Here is a 16,815-nt window from a genome sequence, read left to right as displayed (position 1 = left end):
GGCGCCAGATCGCCTATGTCGATGCCGTGCCGCTGGACAGCGCGGCGGCGTGGACCACCTCTCACGCAGCGACCGCCGGACGCCCCCGAAGGACCCCGATGACCGACACACCGATCGATACGCCGCCGATCCCGGACAAGCCGCCCGTCGGCGAGGCGGACGTCGCCGCAGGCCTCGCCGAGGTGCGGACCGGGATCGCCCGCGCGGCCGAGGATTGCGAGCGCGATCCGGCCGGGATCCATCTGATCGCCGTCTCCAAGACCGTGCCGGCGGAGGGCATCGTGCCGGCGCTGGAGGCTGGCCAGCGCCTGTTCGGCGAGAACTACGTGCAGGAGTCGAAGGCCAAGTGGCCGGCGCTCAAGGCACGATACCCGGACGTGGAACTCCATCTCGTCGGGCCGCTGCAGTCGAACAAGGCGCGCGAGGCGGTGGAGCTCTTCGACGTGATCCACTCGCTCGACCGGCTGTCGCTCGCCGCGGCGCTGGCCAAGGAGATCGCGCGGACCGGGCGCACGCCCAAGCTGCTCATCCAGGTCAACACCGGGGACGAGCCGCAGAAGGGCGGCGTATCGCCCGCCGACCTCGACGTGCTGCTCGCCGAGTGCGTCGGCACCCACGGGCTGGCGATCCAGGGCCTGATGTGCGTTCCGCCGGTCGAGGACCCGCCCTCGGCCCATTTCAGCCTGCTCGCCGCGCTCGCCCGCCGGCACAACCTGCCGATCCTCTCGATGGGCATGAGCGCCGACTACGGCGCCGCGATCCAGATGGGCGCGACCCATGTCCGGGTCGGCACGTCGATCTTTGGGGCGCGGACGCGAAAGGCCTGACCAGCGCACGCGCCATCGCGAGTCCGCAGCCTCGGGAGAGGCGACGGCGTCGGCCATCGCAAGGGATCGAACATCGCAAGGGAAAGGACGTGGTGGGGGAAGTAGGACTCGAACCTACGAAGCTTACGCAGCGGATTTACAGTCCGCCCCCTTTGCCGCTCGGGACATTCCCCCAAAGGGCGGCCCATCGGGCCGCGCGGGGCTCTTATGGTGAGGGGGTGGCGGCGTGTCAACCGTGCGGGACGGCCCGCAGGGCAGGGCCGGCGCGTCAGCGCCCGACGGCGTTCGAGAAGCCGTTGATCACCACGACGCCGGCGACGATCAAGCCGAGGCCGAGCAGGGCCGGGGCGTCGAGGCTCTGCCGGAACACCAGCCAGCCGACGAGGGAGATCAGCACGATGCCGACGCCCGACCAGACCGCGTAGGCGACCCCCATCGGGATCGTCCGCAGGGTGAGCGCAAGGAAGAAGAACGCCACCGCGTAGCCGGCGACCGTGATCAGCAGCGGCACCGGCCGGGAGAACCCGTCCGACGCCTTGAGCGCGCTGGTGCCGACGACCTCGGCGACGATCGCGATCATCAGGTGGACCCAGTGCACGGCCGCAAAGCTCCCGGTTCGATGGATCGGCGGTTCGGGCCAGGCTTCGGAACCCCGCGCGCCCCGCTCAGGCTTCGTCGCCGCCGAGGACGAGGCGGAGCGAGCGGGCGAGCTCGTCGCGGCGGTAGGGCTTGCTGAGCACCGGCAGCTCGCCGCGGCCGATGACTTGGCCCTCGTCGAGGTCGGCGACGTAGCCGGAGGTGAGGAGCACCTTGAGGCCGGGGCGCAGGCGCTGCGCCTCCACCGCGAGCTGCGAGCCGTTCATGCCGCCAGGCATCATCACGTCGGAGAACAGGATGTCGATGCGCTGGACGTCCCGGAGATGGGCCAGCGCCTCCGCAGCGTTCCGCGCCACGACGACCTTGTAGCGCAGTTCCTCAAGGCTCTCGACGGCCATGGTGAGGACCTGCTCGTCGTCCTCGACGAGCAGCACGGTCTCGCCTTCGCCGGCGCGGCGCAGCGGCAGCACGCCGCGTTCGCCCGTCTCCGCCTCCTCGCCGGCGGGGTCGGTCGAGCGCGGGAAGCGCAGCCGGAAGGTGGTGCCGCGCTCCACCTCGGAGTCGATGGCGACGAAGCCCTTGGCGCTGCGGGTGAAGCCGTAGACCTGGCTCAGGCCGAGGCCGGTGCCCTTGCCGACCTCCTTGGTGGTGAAGAACGGCTCGAACACCCGCGCCAAAAGCTCCGGCGCGATGCCGCTGCCGGTGTCGGACACCGCGATCTCGACGTAGGCGCCCGGCGGCACGCCCTTGTCGGCCACCGCCGCGGTGTCGAGGCGGAGGTTGCGGCTGCGGATCTCGATCCGGGCGTGACCGGCGTCCGCCTCCATCGCGTCGCGGGCGTTGACGACGAGGTTGAGGATGGCGGCCTCGAACTGGGCCGGGTCGATGCGGATCGGGTCGAGGGCCGGGTCGAGGTCGAAGGCGAGCTCGATCGCGCCCCCGGCGGCGCGCTCGGCGAGCGGCCGGAAGTCGATGAGCAGGCGGTTCGGGTTGAGGGTCTGCGGCCGCAGCATCTGGCGCCGGGAGAAGGCGAGGAGCTGCTGCGTCAGCTGCTCGCCGCGCCGGGCCGCCGTCATCGCGGCGTCGGCCAGGCGCTTGACCCGCTCGACGTTGTCGGGCTTGCGCAGCACCATGTCGAGGCCGCCGACGATCACCGTCAGCAGGTTGTTGAAGTCGTGCGCGACGCCGCCGGTGAGCTGGCCGATCGCCTCCATCTTCTGCGCCTGGCGCAGGGCCTCCTCGGTGTTGCGCTGGTCGGAGCGGTCGAGGACGATGCCGGCCATGCGGACGGGGGTGCCGTCGGCGCGGTACTCGGCCCGGCCCTTGGCCGCGACCCAGCGCACGGCTCCGTCGGGGCGCACGATCCGGCATTCGAGATCGAGCGTCCCGGCCCGCGCCGCCTGCGCGAAGGCCGCTTCCGCCGCCTCGCGATCCTCCGGGTGGATGTGGGCGAGGAAGGTCTGCCGGCCCCAATGCGGCAGCGGCGTGGCGTAGCCGAAGATCGCGTCGTGGCGGTCCGACCGACGCGCGGTGTCGGTGAGAAGATCGAGGTCCCACGTCCCCATCCCGGCGGAATCGAGGGCGAAGGCCAAGGTTTCGCGGGCGGCCTCGACCTCGCCGGTGCGCTCGGCGACCCGCCGCTCCAGGGTCTCGTTGGCGACCCGCAGGCGCTCCTCGGCCTGCTCCCGCTCGCGGATGTGCTCGCGCGCCTGGTACTGGCGCCGCCGCACCCGCAGGGCCGAGGCGACCGCGCTGACCAGGGTCTCGGCGTTGATCGGCCGCTCGAGCAGCACGACGTTGCCCAGGCGCTCCACCATGGCCGCGCCCTCCGCGGGGCGGCGCCCGGCCTGGCGCGTCGCCAGCATGATGAAGGGGAAGTCCGACCAGGGCGGCTGGCGCTCGATCCAGGTCCCGAGCGCGTCGGGGTCGACGTCGAGCAGGGCTTCCTCGGTGACGATCGCCGAGCCCGCCCGGCCCGCGAGGGCGGCGAGCCACGCGGCCGCGTCGGCGCAGACGGCGACGCGGGTGCCGGACTTGGCCAGCAGCCGCTCCATCACCGCGGCGTCGCGCCCGCGCGGCGCCAGGATCAGGACGCGGGTCTCGTCGAGGTCGGGCTCGGTCATTCCGCCGGTTCGCTGCGCAGCATCGCGACCTTGCCGCCATAGGCCGGCAACCCCGACAGCACCCCCTCGAAGTCGGTCAGCGCCTCGCCGACCTGGATCCCGCCGCGGGAGAACCGCAGCTCGCGGATGGTGCGCTCGTGGGCGTTGACCCGGCTCTTCACCGTCGAGAGCGCGGTGCGGACCTCGCCCTTGGCCTCGAAGTAGCGGAACAGCAGGATGCCGTCGCTGAGGTAGCTCAGGTCGAGGTCGGAGCGCACGTCGCCGATGACGCCATGCTGCCCGAGCACCAGCAGCGTCGTGACGCCCATCTGGTTCAGGTAGGTCAGGAGCTCGTGCATCTGCAGGATCAGGAACTGCTCGCCCGGCATCGCGTGGATGTAGGCGTTGAGGCTGTCGAGGGCGACGAAGGTCGCGCCGCGTCGCTCGACCGCCTCGCGGACGCGGCAGGCGAACTCGCCCGGCGCCAGCTCGGCCGGGTCGACCTGGGCGATGGTGAGGGTGCCCGCATCGAGATGCGGCTGCAGGTCCATCCCAAGCAGGGCGGAGCGCGCCAGCAGCGTCGCGCGTCCCTCGTCGAACAGGAAGTAGGTGGCCCGCTCGCCCCGCTCCAGCGCCGCCAGCATGCAGCGGACCGCCGTCGTGGTCTTGCCGGCGCCGGACGGCCCGAGCAGCAGGGTGTTGGTGCCGCGCACGAGCCCGCCGCCGAGCAGCAGGTCGAGGCCGGGCGCGCCGGTGGAGCGGGTGACCGGCGCGAAGTCGACGCCGTGCTCGGCGGCGACCAGGGTCGGGAACAGCGCGATCCCGCCGGTCTCGAGGATGAAGTCGTGGTAGCCGCCGCGGCTCTTCACGCCGCGCATCTTCAGGACGAGGAGGCGGCGGCGGCCCGCGCCGAAGTTACGCTGGTTGTGTTCCAGCAGGAAGACGCCGTGGGCGATGCTGTGGAGCTGCACGTCGGCGGTGCCGTCGTCGAGTAGGAACACCGTGCAGCCGCGCGCCGCGAAGAGCTGCTTCAGCGCCAGGATCTGGCGGCGATAGCGCAGCGGGTTCTGCGCGAGCAGCCGCAGCTCGGACAGGCTGTCGAACACCACCCGGTCGGGCTTTGCCGCGTCCACCCGCTCCATCACCTCGCGGACGGTCTCGCCGAGTTCGACCTCGGAGGGGTGCAGCACCGACTGCTCGCTCTCCGGATCGAGGCCGAGCTCGTTGACCAGTTCGTAGAGCTCGACCCCGTCGAGCGACCAGCCGTGCGAGGCCGCCGAAGAACGCAGCTCGTCCGCGCTCTCCGACAGGGTGACGTAGAGGCAGGTCTCGCCGCGGGCGACGCCATCGAGTAGGAACTGCAGGGCGAGCGTGGTCTTGCCGGTGCCGGGCGTGCCTTCGAGCAGGTAGAGGCGCCCCTTGGTCAGGCCGCCGGCGAGGACGTCGTCCAGTCCCGCCACCCCGGTCGAGAGGGTCTCGCGAGAGAAGGAGGCGACGCGGGTTGGTTGATCCATCGGCTTCGCCATCACGGATGTGGTGCAGTCACCTGCGGAAGAAGCAGCCGCCTGCGAGAGATGCAGTCACCTGCGATGGAAGGCGTGCCGGCGACGGGCCGGCGCACCGTGCGAGGTGCCTATGGCGCGGCGCCTCGCCCGACACGAACGACCTCGCCCCGACGGCACCTGCCTTTGCCTCAACGCGGGGCGCGCCGATAGGTCCCCTCGGTCCGCAGCCCGCCAAGGCGCCGGTCGCGACAATTCGGATCGTCCTGACCTCGTCGCTTTGCGCCTATGTCGCAGTATCATCCGGCTCTGCCGGGCGTTCCCAAGATCCGCTCGCCGACGACTTTTCAGGACACCATGCTTCGACTGCTCATCGCGGACGGCAATGCGCGCGAAGACCGCGCGCAGCACGTCACGGCCACCGGACGCACCTCGGCCGAATCCTACGCCGACGTCGTCCACGCCTACCACCCCGAGGCGCAGTGCCGCCTCGTCAGCCCGGCCGACGCCGACGCCGGCCTGCCCGAGGGCGCGGGGCTCGCCACCTACGACGGCGTGATCTTCACGGGATCGACCCTGAAGGTCGCCGAGCGCAGCCCGGAGGTGATGCGCCAGCGCGACCTGATGCAGGCGGCGCTGGAGGCCGGCCTGCCGGTGTTCGGCTCTTGCTGGGGCGTCCAGCTCGCGGCGGTCGTCACCGGGGGCGACGCCGGCCCCAACCCGCGCGGCCCCGAATACGGCTTCGCCCGCCGCATCGCCGCGACGGCCGAGGGCCGCGACCACCCGTTGCTGTCGGGCCGCGGGGCGGCGTGGGACGCGCCGGCGATCCATTCCGACGCGGTGATCGTGCCCCCGCCCGGCGCGCGGGTTCTCGCCGCGAACGCGCTCCTCGACGTGCAGGCGATCGAGATCCCGCACGGGGACGGCGTGTTCTGGGGCACGCAGTATCACCCGGAACTCGACCTCGACGAGCTTGCCGCGATGCTGCGGGTCTGCGCCGAGGCCGTGGTCGAGGCCGGCCTCGCGCCCGACGCAGGCGCCGTCTCGGACTACGCCGCCGAGATCGATGCGCTGCACGCCGCCGCGGACGCGCCGCTCGCTTGGCGACACGGCCTCGGCGCCGATGTCCTGGAGCCGCGTCAACGCCGTCGCGAGATCGGCAACTTCCTCGACCGCCTCGTCGCGCGACAGGCCGGCTAGGGCGGTTCCGGTCGGCCTTGCGTTCGAGGCGAAGCCTCAGGCTGCCTCGGCCATCGTCCCGTCGTTCGTCGCGACCTCGTCGGTGTTCACGTCGAAGCGCATCAGGTAGGCGGTGCCGAAGCTGGTGGTGAGAGCGCAGTCCGTCGCGTCGCGCCCGCGGGCCATGACGATGCGGGCGATCCGCGGCGTGTTGTGGCGGGCGTCGAACGTGTACCAGCGGTCTCCGAGGTAGACCTCGAACCAGGCCGAGAAATCCATCGGCGCCGGGTCCTTCGGCACGCCGATGTCGCCGAGGTAGCCGGTGGCGTAGCGGGCCGGAATGTTCATGCAGCGGCAGAGCGCGATCGCCAGGTGGGCGAAGTCGCGGCAGACGCCGACGCGCTGGACGTAGCCGTCATGCGCGGTGCGGGTGTTGTCGGCCCGCTGATAGTCGAACTGCAAGTGATTGTGCACGAAGTCGACGATCGCCTGCACCCGTGCCCAACCCTCCGGCGTCGCGCCGAACAGCGACCACGCGGTGGCCGAGAGCTTGTCGGTGTCGCAGTAGCGCGAGCCGAGGAGGAACGGCAGAACGTCGTCGGGCAAGTCCTGCACCGGGTGCTGGCGGGCCTCCGGCTCATACGCGTCCGGCTCGCCGGAATCGCGGATCGTGAAGTCGGCCGACATCGTGATCCGGCCGCCCGGGGCGACGATGCGGGTGCAGACGTTGCCGAAGGCGTCGACGTGCTGCGTCGCCAGCACCGGCGGATCGAACGCGATGACCTCCGGCGTCACGAGGTCGACCCGGCGCTCCGGCCGCACGTTGAGCAGCAGGTTCATCGGGGTCGGGCCGAAGGTGTTGAAGGCGATGGTGAAGCCGGCTTGGACGAGCATCGGTGGATCCGTGACGGCCGCGAGCGAGGGCGCAGGCGGGGCAGAGGCGAAAGCGTGGACGCGCCTTGAACACGGACGCTATGCTCGAGGTTCCGCAGGTCAGATGTGCTTGCCGCGCAGGTTCTGCCCAGAGAAACGGCAGTTTTTGTCCGATCAGGACCCGGGCGTTGCTGCAAGCCGGTAGAACAGTCGGCGCAAATCAGAGACGCGGTCGAGGACATAGCGCCAGCTCCCTCCTCTTGCAGGAGAGGAGGGACGAGCGCAGCTTCACCTGCGCGATACGTCTGCAGCTTGAGGAAATACCCCCGGCGCCGCGGTGTGGCGCTGATGATGCATCGCACGAGGCGTCGACCCTTCGGCCCCTTGGGATGCCATGACCGTTCCCCTGCCCTCCTCCACCCCCGCCGCGGCGATCCTCGGCCGCGGGACCCGCGCATGAACGAGGCGATCGCCTGGGCGGAGCGGCGCCGCATCGCCGAGCAGGCGCGCGGCGAGCGGGCGTGGTCGCTGTGGGGGCCGTATCTGAGCGAGCGGCAATGGGGCACCGTGCGCGAGGATTACAGCCGCGACGGCAACGCGTGGCGCTCGCTCACCCACGAGGAGGCCCGCTCGCGCGCCTATCGCTGGGGCGAGGACGGCCTGGCCGGCATCTGCGACGAGCGCGGGCAGCTCTGCCTCGGGCTGGCCTTGTGGAACGGGCGCGACCGCATCCTGAAGGAGCGCTTGTTCGGCCTCACCAACGAGCAGGGCAACCACGGCGAGGACGTGAAGGAAGTCTACCACTACCTCGACGCGGTCCCGAGCCACGCCTACCTCAAGTTCCTCTACCGCTATCCGCAAGGCGCCTACCCCTACGAGGACCTCGTGCGCGAGGGCCTGCAGCGCAGCCGCGAGGTTCCCGAATACGAGATCGAGGAGACCGGCCTGTTCGAGGGGGCGCGCTTCTTCGACGTGACGGTGGAATACGCCAAGGCGGACGTCGACGACGTCCACGTCGCGATCACGGCGACGAACCGCGGGCCGGAGGCGGCCGACCTCCACCTCGTGCCGCAGCTCTGGTTCCGCAACACCTGGTCCTGGCGGGAGGACGGGGCGCAGCCGCGTCCGTGGATCGGGCGCCACCCCGAGGGCGGGGTCGCCTGCGAGCACCCGCGGCTCGGGCGCTACCGGCTGGCCTTCGAGGGCGAGCCCGCGTTGCTGTTCTGCGAGAACGACACCAACCTGCGCCGGCACGCGGGGCAGCCGGACGCCGAAGGCCCGTTCAAGGACGGGCTGCACGCGGCGATCGTCGAGGGCGACGCCTCGGCGGTGCGCCGGGACGCGGGGACCAAGCTCGGCCTGCACTACGCCCTGCGCCTCGAGCCCGGCGAGACCCGCCGGGTACGCCTGCGGCTGTCAGCCGGGACGCGGGCGCGCCCGCTCGACGCGGACGATGCGATCCGCACACGGCGCATCGCCGAAGCCGACGCCTTCTACGACGACCTGCAGGACGGGATCGCGGACGCGGAAGCCCGCACCATCTTCCGGCAGGCGTCGGCCGGCCTGATCTGGTCGAAGCAGCTCTATGCCTACGACGTGCGGCGCTGGCTGCAGGGCGATCCGGCCCAGCCGGTGCCGCCGCGGGAGCGCGACGGCGGTCGCAACACCCAATGGCGCCACTTCGCCGCCTCCGACGTGCTCTCGATGCCCGACAAGTGGGAGTACCCGTGGTTCGCCGCCTGGGACCTCGCCTTCCACTGCCTGCCGCTGGCGCTGCTCGACCCGGACTTCGCCAAGAAGCAGCTCCTGCTGCTGACGCGCGAATGGTACATGCACCCCAACGGCCAGCTCCCGGCCTACGAATGGGAGTTCTCCGACACCAACCCGCCGGTCCACGCCTGGGCGACCTACCGGGTGTTCGAGATCGACCGCGACCGCCGCGGCGGCCGGGGCGACCTCGCCTTCCTCGAGGGCGTGTTCCACAAACTCCTGATCAACTTCACCTGGTGGGTGAACCGCAAGGACGCCGGCGGCCGCAACGTGTTCCAGGGCGGCTTCCTCGGGCTCGACAACGTCGGCGTGTTCGACCGCTCGCGCCCGCCCCCCGGCTTCGGCATGGTGCACCAGGCCGACGGCACCGCCTGGATGGCGATGTACGCGCTCAACATGATGCGCATCGCCCTCGAGCTCGCGCTCCACAACGACGTCTACGAAAGCACAGCGTCGAAGTTCTTCGAGCACTTCCTGCTCATCGCCGAGGCGATGACCGACATGGGCGGCGAGGGCTTCGGCCTGTGGGACGAGGAGGACGAGTTCTACTACGACGAGGTCGACATGCCCGGCGGCGGGATGCTGCCGTTGCGCGTCCGCTCCATGGTCGGCCTCGTGCCGCTGTTCGCGGTGGAGGTGATCGAGCCCTTCGTGCTCCAGCGCCTGCCGGACTTCGCCCGGCGGCTCAACTGGCTCCTGGAGAACCGCCCGCACCTCGCCTGCCTGGTCTCGCGCTGGGACGAGGGCGGCGTCGGCGACCGCAAGCTGCTCTCGCTCCTGCGGGGCCACCGGATGAAGGCGTTGCTGCGGCGGATGCTCGACGAGGCCGAGTTCCTTTCGCCCTTTGGCGTGCGCTCGCTCTCGAAGGCGCACCGCGACCAGCCCTACGTGCTCAACGAGTTCGGCGCCTCGTTCACGGTGCGCTACGACCCGGCCGACTCGACCTCGAACATGTTCGGCGGCAACTCGAACTGGCGCGGGCCGGTCTGGATGCCGACGAACTACCTGATCATCGAGGCCCTGCGCCGGTTCCACTCCTATTACGGCGCCGACTTCCTGGTGGAGTTCCCGACCGGCTCCGGCGCGATGCACACGCTGGCCGCCATCGCCGACGCGCTGCAGGAGCGGCTGATCGACCTGTTCACCCGCGGCGCGGACGGCCGCCGCCCCACGGACGGCGACCGCGTGCCGATCCCCCCGGCGGACGGCGCCGAGGAGGCCCTGCTGTTCCACGAGTTCTTCGACGGCGACACCGGCCGGGGCCTCGGCGCCTCGCACCAGACCGGCTGGACCGCGCTGATCGTCAACCTGCTGCACCACCGGGCGCAAAGGGGCGGGACCTGAGGCACTGGGACCGCAATCTCCGCGGGGGCGTGCGCGGGTGTGGGAGCTTGGCCGACGCGGCCACGAAATGCCATGAAGGCCGACGCGATCGAAGCCGGATCGACGGCATGAACTTCAGGTTGAGACGATGACGGCCCGGACTTCGAACCGCCAAGCCGCGTGGGTTCCGCAGAGCGAGTTCGCGGCCCGCATCGCGTCCGCGCGTCAGCTTCAGACGTTCAACGACCTGAGCAGCTTCGCGATCAACTTCGACGTGCTCCGCTCGGTGAAGCCCGACATCGAGATGGCCGGCAACAAGAGCAGCACCTTGTGCCTGTGGGAGACGCGCTCCTCCAGCGGCTTCATCACCAAGCCGCGGGTCGCCGTCGACATCCTGACGGTCCGCTTCATCGCGAACGGGCACATCATCTACCGCAACCAGTCGGGCAAGACGCAAGGTACGCCGAAATACGCGACCCTGGTCGACTTCGAGGACGTCAGCGAGATCCAGGCCTCGCCGGCCTTCAGCGCGATCAACGGAACGATCACGCTCGAAGCGCTCTCGGCGGCCAACGCCGCGCTCACGGGCGGACAGCCGGCTCTTCCGGCCTTCGCCCCGATCGCAGACGTCGCCACGCCGGGCATGATCGCCCTGTTCTTGATGATGCGGCAGGTGCAGCGCCGCGGGCAGGAGGCGGGTCGCGGCGGCGACATCGCCTTCCCGCTGGTCCAGGAGATCCTCAGCTACCAGCTCCTGTCTGTCTGGCCCAGGCGCGCCGGCGTGGCGACGGCCGCGACGACCGACGCCACGGCCTCGCGCTTCACCATCGCGCTCGACTTCATCGAGGCGAACCTTTCGCAGCCGCTCACGCTGTCGCTGATCGCCGCGGCCGCCGGGCTCAGCGTTCGCTCCCTCCAGAGCCAGTTCCGCAACCGGACTGGGCAGACGGCGATCGCCTTCATCACCGAGCGGCGGCTCGCGCACACCCACGAGGATCTGACCTCCGCGTCCGCCGCCGCGGTTCCGATCGCGGAGATCGCGCGGCGCTGGGGCTTCGTGCACATGAGCGACTTCGGGCAGCGCTATAAGCGTGTGTACGGGCGCACGCCTTCCCAGGCACGGCGCGAGGCCGGCCGGCGGGGATGACCCGCAACGGAGCGACGACGCCACGCCGGGCGCGTGGCGTCGTCGGGTTCTGGTCTTCGGCCATGTCCCGGCAGGATGGCCCGCCGGGACATCGGGATCACGCGGCCGGAAAGGCGGTCACCGACCGGTCGTGGTGGTCGACTTCACCGGCTTGGAGCCGGGCTCGTGCGACATGGTCTTCGTCCGGGACTCGACGCCCTCGCCGTCGCGAACCTTGGTCTGGGTGTGCGACTTCGAGAAGGTGCCGCCGTCATGGGCCATCGCCTTCGATTGCCCGTTGAGCCCGCCGTTCCCGGTCTCGTTGACGTGCGAGCGATCCATCGTCTTGCCGCCCGCCGCGCTGCCGCCGGTGGCCAGGGACGAGCCCGTCGCGCCGTTCGCTCCCGTCGAAGTCCCGCCGGTCCCGACGGTCGAGGCGGAGGTGCCGCCGGCCGCCGCCGAGCCCGCCGTGCCGCCGGTGGCGCTGCCCCCGGTCTGGGCGAGCGCCGGGACGACGAGGAGCCCGAAGGCGGCGAGGGGGGCGATGAATCGGATCGTCATGTCAGCCTCACTTCGTGGTCTTGGGGACGGTGACGACGCAGTCGCCGTCGCCGGTGGTCGTCATGGTGGTGCCGCCGGAACTCGAGCTGGAGGCCGAGCTGCTGGTCGAGCCGCTCCCGGACCGCGTGGTCACCGAAGGACCGCCCGTGGTCGCGCTCCGCACGCCGTCCGCCCCGGCCGTGACCGAGCTCGACATCGTGCCGGCGTTCTTCGCGTCGTCGGAATGCACGACCTTGCACGGCTTTCCGTTCGGGCCGGTCGTCACCGTCGTGCTGCCCGAGACGCCGTTCGGGCCGGTCGTGACCGTGCTTGTCTGGGCTTGGCCGGTCGCGACGCCGGCGAGGACGAGGGCGCCACCGAGAAGCGGCAGGATCAGGCGAGCCATGGTCAGGTCTCCTTGATGGCGGGGAGGGAATGAAAGGCGCGGTGCGAAGGTCGAGGAGGGCGCGGCTCCGAGGAGCCGCGCCCGATGTCGCCGTTCCGGAGCCGGATCAGCGCTTGTTGTGGCCCGGGGCGTTCTCGGAGTTGCCGGGGCCGCCGCGGTCATGACCGGACGCGCTGCCCGACATGCCGGACGAGGAACCGCCCGTTCCCATCGAGGAGCCGCTGGTGCCCTTGCCGGCCGAGGAGCCGCCGGTGCCGACCGTCGACCCCGAACCGCTGCCGGCGCCCGCCGACGAACCGCCGGTGCCGACCGTGGACGAGCTCTTGCCGCCGCCCGCGGAGGAGCCGCCGGTGCCCACGGTCGAACCCGAGCCGCTGCCGGATCCTGCCGAGGAGCCGCCAGTGCCGACCGTCGACGAGCTGGTGCCGCCGCCCGCCGAAGAGCCGCCGGTGCCCACGGTGGAGGACGACTGCGCGAGCGCCATGGCGGCGCCGCCGATGACGAAGGTGGTCGCAAGGGCGGCGACGCGAACGTGCTTTAACATGTATTATCTCCGTTTATCCGGTTGTACGGGCCATAAACGGACAGCATAGAAAAACCGTTCCGCGGTATTTCTGCACAATTCTGCAAATCGATGACATGAACAGCAGTTAAACGAAATTGATATGCTTCGTTCATCATCCCGCAAACTGGCATGCGGCATCGCCACCGGAGGATGACCTCGGCGCGCCGCCGCGAACGACCCGTCGTCGCGGCCGGCCCGGTCTGTGCGGGCGGTGCGTCGGACGGGTGCTGCAGGGGGCGAGGAACGGCGCTGGCGGGCAAACCGTTCCGGCCGGAGGCCTAGCGGCGCGCGATCCCATCGGCCTTCCCCCCGCGCACGAGCCGACCGCCGGACGGACACCTCTCCGCCCGAGCGGATCGAGCCGGGCGGTTCGCGATGGATCGCTTCAGGGACGTCCGGACGGTCGTCGCGTTATCGGATTTCGCTCGTCACCCGACGCAGGCGACGGCGCCGGACGCGCGCGTTACGGCGCCCACTGCCAGAACACCGAGCTTGCGAACGAGAACACCGTCTCGCCGCGCTGGTTGACGCCGACGTTGTCGGCGAAGGCGAGGCCCCAGCCGGGGCGGGAGGCGGAGGCGCGCTTGTCGGTGAGCGTCGTGGCGTAGCGCACGGTGTCGCCGGCGTAGACCGGCCTCAGCCAGCGCATGTCGCGAAAACCCGGCGAGGGGCCGGTCGCCGGCGCCAGCCCGCGGGCGGCGGTGAAGGCGTGGTCGCGGGTGCGGGTGGCGAGCAGCCGCTTCATGTAGGCGGCGGCGGTGTGCCAGCCCGAGGCGCACAGGCCGCCGAAATGCGTGGCCTTGGCGGCCTCCGGATCGGTGTGGAACACCTGCGGGTCGTAGGCGCGGCCGAAGTCCAGGATCGCCTCGGCCGAGAAGGCGTAGGCGCCCAAGTCGCGGGTGGCGCCGACCGCGGCGTCCTTCAGGAACGGCACGATCTCGGCGTCGTCGGGCTCGACCAGAGGGGCCGGAACGCCGGTCTCCACGACCCGCGGCGCCGCCGGCTCGGCCCCGCGGCGGGCCAGCATCACCGTGAACGCCTGGGTCATCACCGCCTCGCTGCGGTCGTTCTCCAGGGTCAGCAGGCAGACGGCGAAGCCCCGATCCGGCTTCGAGGCCGAGGCGCGGGTCTCCTCGACGCGCAGGGTGGCGGAGAGCGAATCGCCCGGCAGCACAGGCTTCAACCAGCGCAGCTCGGCGACGCCGGGCGATCCGAGCGAGGAGTGCCCGCCCATCGGCCCGGCCTGCAGCAGCCGCATCCCGAGGGAGGCCGTGTGCCAGCCCGACGCGATCAGCCGGCCGGCGAAGGTCTTCTCCGCTTCGCGCTCGTCGAGGTGGAACGGCTGCGCGTCGAACTCCCGGGCGAAGGCGACGATGTCGTCGCGGCTCACCGTCAGCCGCGCGCCGCCGCGAACCTGGCCGGCGGCGAAATCCTCGAAGTAGAGGCCTGACATGGGCATGTCTCCGTCTGGACGCAGGTGGTCCGGCGCGGCCGCGCGCGTCAGTTGGCGAAGCGGAAATGCAGCACGTCGCCGTCCTGCACGAGGTACTCTTTGCCCTCGAGCCGGAGCTTGCCGGCGTCGCGCGCGCCCGATTCGCCCTTCAGCGTGGTGTAGTCGGAGAACGCGATCGTCTCGGCGCGGATGAAGCCCTTCTCGAAGTCGGTGTGGATCACGCCGGCGGCGGCCGGCGCGCGGGTGCCCTTGGTGATCGTCCAGGCGCGGGCCTCCTTCGGGCCGACGGTGAAGTAGGTGATGAGCCCGAGCAGATCGTAGCCGGCGCGGATCACCCGGTTCAGGCCGGGCTCGGCGAGCCCCACCGCCTCGAGGTAGTCGCCCTGGTCGGCGGCCGGCATCACCGCGATCTCGCTCTCGATCTTAGCCGAGACCACCACCGCCTGCGCGCCCTCGGCCGCCGCGCGCTCCTGCACCGCCTTCGAGTAGGCGTTGCCCTTGTCGGCGTCGCCCTCGTCGACGTTGCAGACGTAGAGCACGGGCTTGGCCGTCATCAGGCCGAGCTGCTGGAACAGCTTCTCCTCCTCCGGCTTGCGGGCGACCATGCGGGCGGGCTTGCCCTCGCGCAGGTACGGCAGGGCGCGGTTGACGAGGTCGAGGAACTCCTTGGCTTCCTTGTCGGCGCCACGAGCCCGCTTCTCCAGGGCGACGACGCGCTTCTCGAGGCTGTCGAGGTCGGCCAGCATCAGCTCGGTCTCGATGGTCTCGATGTCGGCGCCTGGGTCGACCTTGCCCTCCACGTGGGTGACGTCGCCGTCGTCGAAGCAGCGGACCACATGGGCGATGGCGTCGCATTCGCGGATGTTGGCGAGGAACTGGTTGCCGAGGCCCTCGCCCTTCGAGGCGCCGCGCACGAGGCCAGCGATGTCGACGAAGGTCAGCCGCGTCGGGATGATCTCCTTCGACGAGGCGATCCGCGCCAGGTCGTCGAGGCGTGGGTCGGGCACCGCCACGTCGCCGACGTTCGGCTCGATGGTGCAGAACGGATAGTTCGCGGCCTGCGCCGCCGCCGTCTGCGTCAGCGCGTTGAAGAGGGTCGACTTGCCGACGTTCGGCAGGCCGACGATGCCGCATTTGAAGCCCATGGGGTCAGGTCCGTTAGGTAAGCGCCAGGGTGGCGCGGGCGCGAGGCCCGAAGGGATTGATGATCGTCAGGGACTCGACGGCTTGGCCGTCCCGCATATCTTCAGAGACGTAGGCCTGGCAGCGAGCCTGAAGCGCCGAAGCGAGGGCGATGCTGTCCCACCAACACAGGCGGTGCTTAGCAGACACGCGAATCGCCAGACGGTGGGTCTCAACGTCGAGCGGGGCGGTGCAGGCATGGTGGAATGCGGACAGGTAGCGCTCGATGTCGGCCGGAGGAACGAGCTTCTTCCTATAGGCCGCGACCCAGACGCATTCGTTCAGAATTTGCGGGCTGACGACCAGACGTCCCTGCGTCAGAGCCTTCGTGATCACCTCCATACTCATCGACCGCTTCGCCGGATCCTTCGGATCCAGGGCGTAGATCAGGATGTTCGTGTCGAAGAAGAGCCGACCTGTCATAGATCTCGTCGCGCGTGGGGAGGTTCTCGGCGATGCCGGGCCATCCGGGTCCCTCGAAGAAGTCCTCGAGGATCGCAAGCTGGTGCGCAAGCTCGGGCGCCCGGCGGTCTGCCAGCGCCTGGGCGACGAAGCGGGACAGGCTTTGGCCCTGCTTGGCCGCTTCCACGCGCGCCCAGGAAAACAGGTCCTCGTCGAGGGTGATGGTGAGGTTCTTCATCGGACGGCCTCCAAGGCCTTCGATATCGTGTCCTCGTGTTTTCGTGTCAATTCTTGGCGGCCTTCTCGCCCGGCCGCTTCACGTCGGCCCAGCCACGGCCGACCATGGCGAGGTGGACCTTGTTCTGGAAGCTCTCGTTCTCGTTCGCCGCGAGCAGCGCGATCTCGTCGGCGACCGCCCGGCACAGGTCCTCGACCCAGGGCTCCTCGGACTTCGCGAAATCGTTGAGCACGTAGGCGTGCACCAGGGCCTTGTCGCCGGGATGCCCGATGCCGAGGCGCACGCGGCGATAGTCGTTGCCGCACTGGGCCGTGATCGAGCGCAGGCCGTTGTGCCCGGCGTTCCCGCCGCCGAGCTTCACCCGGATCTTGGCCGCGGCGAGGTCGAGCTCGTCGTGGCATACGATCACGTCGGACAGCGCGATCTTGTAGAAGCGCTGCGCCTCGGCGACCGAGCGGCCGGACTCGTTCATGAAGGTCTGCGGCTTCAAGAGGATCGCGCGCTCGGCCCCGAACGAGACCTCGGCGGCCTCGCCCTGGAAGCGTCGCCGGAACGGGCTCGCCCGGTGGACCCGCGCGATCTCGTCGATCGCGAGGAACCCGATGTTGTGGCGGTTGCGCGCGTAGGCTTTGCCCGGATTGCCCAGGCCTACGATGAGTCGCATGGCGACGGACTCCGGCCTTCCAAAACAAGAACGCCCCGGCCTCGCGGCCGGGGCATCGTTTCGAAG

General features: G+C 70.6%; 15 protein-coding genes and 1 tRNA gene. 4 read left to right on the top strand and 12 right to left on the bottom strand.

Going from position 1 to position 16,815, the window contains the following annotated elements; translation table 11 throughout:
- The first annotated feature begins 98 nt into the window (after positions 1 to 98).
- Positions 99 to 827, top strand: coding sequence for a YggS family pyridoxal phosphate-dependent enzyme (locus tag FV229_RS04040; RefSeq protein ID WP_147750715.1), 729 nt, complete (start codon positions 99 to 101; stop codon positions 825 to 827).
- A 90-nt stretch (positions 828 to 917) separates the two neighbouring features.
- Here FV229_RS04040 and FV229_RS04035 read toward each other — a convergent pair.
- The 4 genes from FV229_RS04035 to FV229_RS04020 form a co-directional block, all read right to left on the bottom strand.
- Positions 918 to 1,001, bottom strand: a tRNA-Tyr gene (locus FV229_RS04035).
- Between the two features lie 94 nt (positions 1,002 to 1,095).
- A complete protein-coding gene (locus FV229_RS04030; RefSeq protein WP_281406029.1) occupies positions 1,096 to 1,425 on the bottom strand; it encodes a multidrug efflux SMR transporter in 330 nt (109 codons plus the stop codon).
- A gap of 67 nt (positions 1,426 to 1,492) precedes the next feature.
- Positions 1,493 to 3,547, bottom strand: a complete 2,055-nt coding sequence (locus FV229_RS04025) for an ATP-binding protein (RefSeq protein WP_147750714.1) — start codon at positions 3,545 to 3,547, stop codon at positions 1,493 to 1,495.
- On the bottom strand, positions 3,544 to 5,040 hold the full coding sequence (locus tag FV229_RS04020) for an ATPase domain-containing protein (RefSeq protein ID WP_147750713.1): 1,497 nt from the start codon (positions 5,038 to 5,040) through the stop codon (positions 3,544 to 3,546). Before FV229_RS04020 ends, FV229_RS04025 begins: the two co-directional genes overlap by 4 nt.
- A 345-nt stretch (positions 5,041 to 5,385) precedes the next feature.
- Here FV229_RS04020 and FV229_RS04015 point away from each other — a divergent pair, with 345 nt between their 5' ends.
- On the top strand, positions 5,386 to 6,228 hold the full coding sequence (locus FV229_RS04015; RefSeq protein ID WP_147750712.1) for a type 1 glutamine amidotransferase: 843 nt from the start codon (positions 5,386 to 5,388) through the stop codon (positions 6,226 to 6,228).
- Positions 6,229 to 6,264: 36 nt separating this feature from the next.
- Here FV229_RS04015 and FV229_RS04010 read toward each other — a convergent pair whose 3' ends face one another.
- On the bottom strand, positions 6,265 to 7,101 hold the full coding sequence (locus FV229_RS04010) for a transglutaminase family protein (RefSeq protein WP_147750711.1): 837 nt from the start codon (positions 7,099 to 7,101) through the stop codon (positions 6,265 to 6,267).
- A gap of 435 nt (positions 7,102 to 7,536) precedes the next feature.
- Between FV229_RS04010 and FV229_RS04005 the strand changes: the two genes are divergently transcribed.
- Together FV229_RS04005 and FV229_RS04000 are read left to right on the top strand one after the other, a co-directional pair.
- Positions 7,537 to 10,194, top strand: a complete 2,658-nt coding sequence (locus FV229_RS04005; RefSeq protein WP_147750710.1) for a glucosidase — start codon at positions 7,537 to 7,539, stop codon at positions 10,192 to 10,194.
- 127 nt (positions 10,195 to 10,321) lie between these two features.
- Positions 10,322 to 11,320 (top strand): helix-turn-helix domain-containing protein, encoded by a 999-nt coding sequence (locus FV229_RS04000; protein WP_147750709.1) that lies wholly within the window; start codon positions 10,322 to 10,324, stop codon positions 11,318 to 11,320.
- A gap of 117 nt (positions 11,321 to 11,437) precedes the next feature.
- On the opposite strand, the gene FV229_RS03995 is transcribed toward FV229_RS04000, so the two are convergent.
- From FV229_RS03995 to pth, 7 genes are all read right to left on the bottom strand, one after another.
- Positions 11,438 to 11,860 carry a hypothetical protein gene (locus tag FV229_RS03995; RefSeq protein ID WP_147750708.1) on the bottom strand — a complete coding sequence of 141 codons (423 nt, stop codon included), beginning with the start codon at positions 11,858 to 11,860 and terminating at the stop codon, positions 11,438 to 11,440.
- A gap of 7 nt (positions 11,861 to 11,867) precedes the next feature.
- A complete protein-coding gene (locus FV229_RS03990) occupies positions 11,868 to 12,245 on the bottom strand; it encodes a glycosyl hydrolase (protein WP_147750707.1) in 378 nt (125 codons plus the stop codon).
- Positions 12,246 to 12,351: 106 nt separating this feature from the next.
- Entirely contained in the window at positions 12,352 to 12,789 is a 438-nt protein-coding gene (locus FV229_RS03985; protein WP_147750706.1) for a hypothetical protein, read from the bottom strand.
- Positions 12,790 to 13,273: 484 nt separating this feature from the next.
- The gene (locus FV229_RS03980; RefSeq protein WP_147750705.1) at positions 13,274 to 14,263 is read right to left on the bottom strand and encodes a MaoC family dehydratase; all 990 of its coding nucleotides are present in this window, start codon (positions 14,261 to 14,263) and stop codon (positions 13,274 to 13,276) included.
- A gap of 47 nt (positions 14,264 to 14,310) precedes the next feature.
- Positions 14,311 to 15,408 (bottom strand): redox-regulated ATPase YchF, encoded by a 1,098-nt coding sequence (ychF, locus tag FV229_RS03975; protein ID WP_147750704.1) that lies wholly within the window; start codon positions 15,406 to 15,408, stop codon positions 14,311 to 14,313.
- A 13-nt stretch (positions 15,409 to 15,421) separates the two neighbouring features.
- Positions 15,422 to 15,868, bottom strand: a complete 447-nt coding sequence (locus FV229_RS03970; protein WP_147750703.1) for a PIN domain-containing protein — start codon at positions 15,866 to 15,868, stop codon at positions 15,422 to 15,424.
- 263 nt (positions 15,869 to 16,131) lie between these two features.
- Positions 16,132 to 16,749: an aminoacyl-tRNA hydrolase gene (gene pth / locus FV229_RS03965; RefSeq protein ID WP_147750702.1), complete on the bottom strand. Its 618-nt coding sequence runs from the start codon at positions 16,747 to 16,749 to the stop codon at positions 16,132 to 16,134.
- Positions 16,750 to 16,815 lie beyond the last annotated feature (66 nt).

It is taken from the genome of Methylobacterium sp. WL120, assembly GCF_008039465.1.
GTDB classification, from domain to species: Bacteria; Pseudomonadota; Alphaproteobacteria; order Rhizobiales; family Beijerinckiaceae; genus Methylobacterium; species Methylobacterium cerastii.
This window is presented reverse-complemented; position numbering and strand designations above follow the sequence as displayed.

Coding starts and splice junctions, on each gene's coding strand:
- FV229_RS04000 (WP_147750709.1), top strand. CDS start 10,322: ATGACGGCCCGGACTTCGAACCGCCAAGCCGCGTGGGTTCCGCAGAGC.
- FV229_RS03995 (WP_147750708.1), bottom strand. CDS start 11,860: ATGACGATCCGATTCATCGCCCCCCTCGCCGCCTTCGGGCTCCTCGTC.
- FV229_RS04040 (WP_147750715.1), top strand. CDS start 99: ATGACCGACACACCGATCGATACGCCGCCGATCCCGGACAAGCCGCCC.
- FV229_RS04025 (WP_147750714.1), bottom strand. CDS start 3,547: ATGACCGAGCCCGACCTCGACGAGACCCGCGTCCTGATCCTGGCGCCG.
- FV229_RS04005 (WP_147750710.1), top strand. CDS start 7,537: ATGAACGAGGCGATCGCCTGGGCGGAGCGGCGCCGCATCGCCGAGCAG.
- FV229_RS03980 (WP_147750705.1), bottom strand. CDS start 14,263: ATGTCAGGCCTCTACTTCGAGGATTTCGCCGCCGGCCAGGTTCGCGGC.
- FV229_RS03990 (WP_147750707.1), bottom strand. CDS start 12,245: ATGGCTCGCCTGATCCTGCCGCTTCTCGGTGGCGCCCTCGTCCTCGCC.
- pth (WP_147750702.1), bottom strand. CDS start 16,749: ATGCGACTCATCGTAGGCCTGGGCAATCCGGGCAAAGCCTACGCGCGC.
- FV229_RS04010 (WP_147750711.1), bottom strand. CDS start 7,101: ATGCTCGTCCAAGCCGGCTTCACCATCGCCTTCAACACCTTCGGCCCG.
- FV229_RS03985 (WP_147750706.1), bottom strand. CDS start 12,789: ATGTTAAAGCACGTTCGCGTCGCCGCCCTTGCGACCACCTTCGTCATC.
- ychF (WP_147750704.1), bottom strand. CDS start 15,408: ATGGGCTTCAAATGCGGCATCGTCGGCCTGCCGAACGTCGGCAAGTCG.
- FV229_RS04020 (WP_147750713.1), bottom strand. CDS start 5,040: ATGGATCAACCAACCCGCGTCGCCTCCTTCTCTCGCGAGACCCTCTCG.
- FV229_RS04015 (WP_147750712.1), top strand. CDS start 5,386: ATGCTTCGACTGCTCATCGCGGACGGCAATGCGCGCGAAGACCGCGCG.
- FV229_RS03970 (WP_147750703.1), bottom strand. CDS start 15,868: ATGACAGGTCGGCTCTTCTTCGACACGAACATCCTGATCTACGCCCTG.